Source organism: Streptococcus sp. 3167 (assembly GCF_013277175.1).
GTDB classification, from domain to species: Bacteria; Bacillota; Bacilli; order Lactobacillales; family Streptococcaceae; genus Streptococcus; species Streptococcus pseudopneumoniae.
Genome location: NZ_VMML01000063.1, coordinates 1 through 1,662, shown reverse-complemented (window position 1 = coordinate 1,662; position 1,662 = coordinate 1). Strand labels below are relative to the sequence as shown.

Annotated in this window: 2 protein-coding genes; both read left to right on the top strand. The window is 41.5% G+C overall.

Going from position 1 to position 1,662, the window contains the following annotated elements; translation table 11 throughout:
• Positions 1-163 precede the first annotated feature (163 nt).
• A complete protein-coding gene (tuf, locus tag HT678_RS09110) occupies positions 164-1,360 on the top strand; it encodes an elongation factor Tu (RefSeq protein WP_001040724.1) in 1,197 nt (398 codons plus the stop codon).
• 96 nt (positions 1,361-1,456) lie between these two features.
• Positions 1,457-1,662 (top strand): hypothetical protein (locus tag HT678_RS11595; protein ID WP_345890413.1); only part of this gene is annotated, 206 nt, incomplete at its 3' end.

Below are 1,662 nucleotides of genomic sequence, written 5' to 3'. Positions count from 1 at the left end.
CTTCATTATAGAACTTTCAGTTAAATTTTTACCAAGAATAATTCACAAAAACGTTGTAAAACACTTGCAATTTAGCTGAAATTTGATAAAATAGTAAGGAAAGTTAGACTGTATTGCCTACTGTCTATCTATAAAATATATTTTATTGGAGGCTTTTACTCAAATGGCAAAAGAAAAATACGATCGTAGTAAACCACACGTTAACATTGGTACTATCGGACACGTTGACCACGGTAAAACTACCCTAACTGCAGCTATCACAACTGTTTTGGCACGTCGCTTGCCTTCATCAGTTAACCAACCTAAAGACTATGCGTCTATCGATGCTGCTCCAGAAGAACGCGAACGCGGTATCACAATCAACACTGCGCACGTTGAGTACGAAACTGAAAAACGTCACTACGCTCACATCGACGCTCCAGGACACGCGGACTACGTTAAAAACATGATCACTGGTGCCGCTCAAATGGACGGTGCTATCCTTGTAGTAGCTTCAACTGACGGACCAATGCCACAAACTCGTGAGCACATCCTTCTTTCACGTCAGGTTGGTGTTAAACACCTTATCGTCTTCATGAACAAAGTTGACTTGGTAGACGACGAAGAATTGCTTGAATTGGTTGAAATGGAAATCCGTGACCTATTGTCAGAATACGACTTCCCAGGTGACGATCTTCCAGTTATCCAAGGTTCAGCTCTTAAAGCTCTTGAAGGTGACTCTAAATACGAAGACATCGTTATGGAATTGATGAACACAGTTGATGAGTACATCCCAGAACCAGAACGTGACACTGACAAACCATTGCTTCTTCCAGTCGAAGACGTATTCTCAATCACTGGACGTGGTACAGTTGCTTCAGGACGTATCGACCGTGGTATCGTTAAAGTCAACGACGAAATCGAAATCGTTGGTATCAAAGAAGAAACTCAAAAAGCAGTTGTTACTGGTGTTGAAATGTTCCGTAAACAACTTGACGAAGGTCTTGCCGGAGATAACGTAGGTGTCCTTCTTCGTGGTGTTCAACGTGATGAAATCGAACGTGGACAAGTTATCGCTAAACCAGGTTCAATCAACCCACACACTAAATTCAAAGGTGAAGTCTACATCCTTACTAAAGAAGAGGGTGGACGTCACACTCCATTCTTCAACAACTACCGTCCACAATTCTACTTCCGTACTACTGACGTTACAGGTTCAATCGAACTTCCAGCAGGTACTGAAATGGTAATGCCTGGTGATAACGTGACAATCGACGTTGAGTTGATCCACCCAATCGCCGTAGAACAAGGTACTACATTCTCTATCCGTGAGGGTGGACGTACTGTTGGTTCAGGTATGGTTACAGAAATCGAAGCTTAATTCGATTTAGTTCCCAGAAGAACAATTATTTAAGTCAGACACTAAAAGAATCTTGCTTTGCAAGGTTCTTTTTTTCAGATATTGAACTAATACTCAATGAAAATCAAAGAGCAAACTAGGAAGCTAGCTGCAGGCTGCTCAAAACACTGTCTTGAGGTTGTAGATAAGACTGACGAAGTTAGCTCAAAACACTGTCTTGAGGTTGCAGATAGAACTGACGAAGTCAGCTCAAAACACTGTTTTGAGGTTGCAGATAGAACTGACGAAGTCAGCTCAAAATATGTTTTTGAGGTTGTAGATAA

Excerpts from the sequence above, each read along its gene's own strand:
- tuf (WP_001040724.1), top strand. The coding sequence starts at position 164 with ATGGCAAAAGAAAAATACGATCGTAGTAAACCACACGTTAACATTGGT.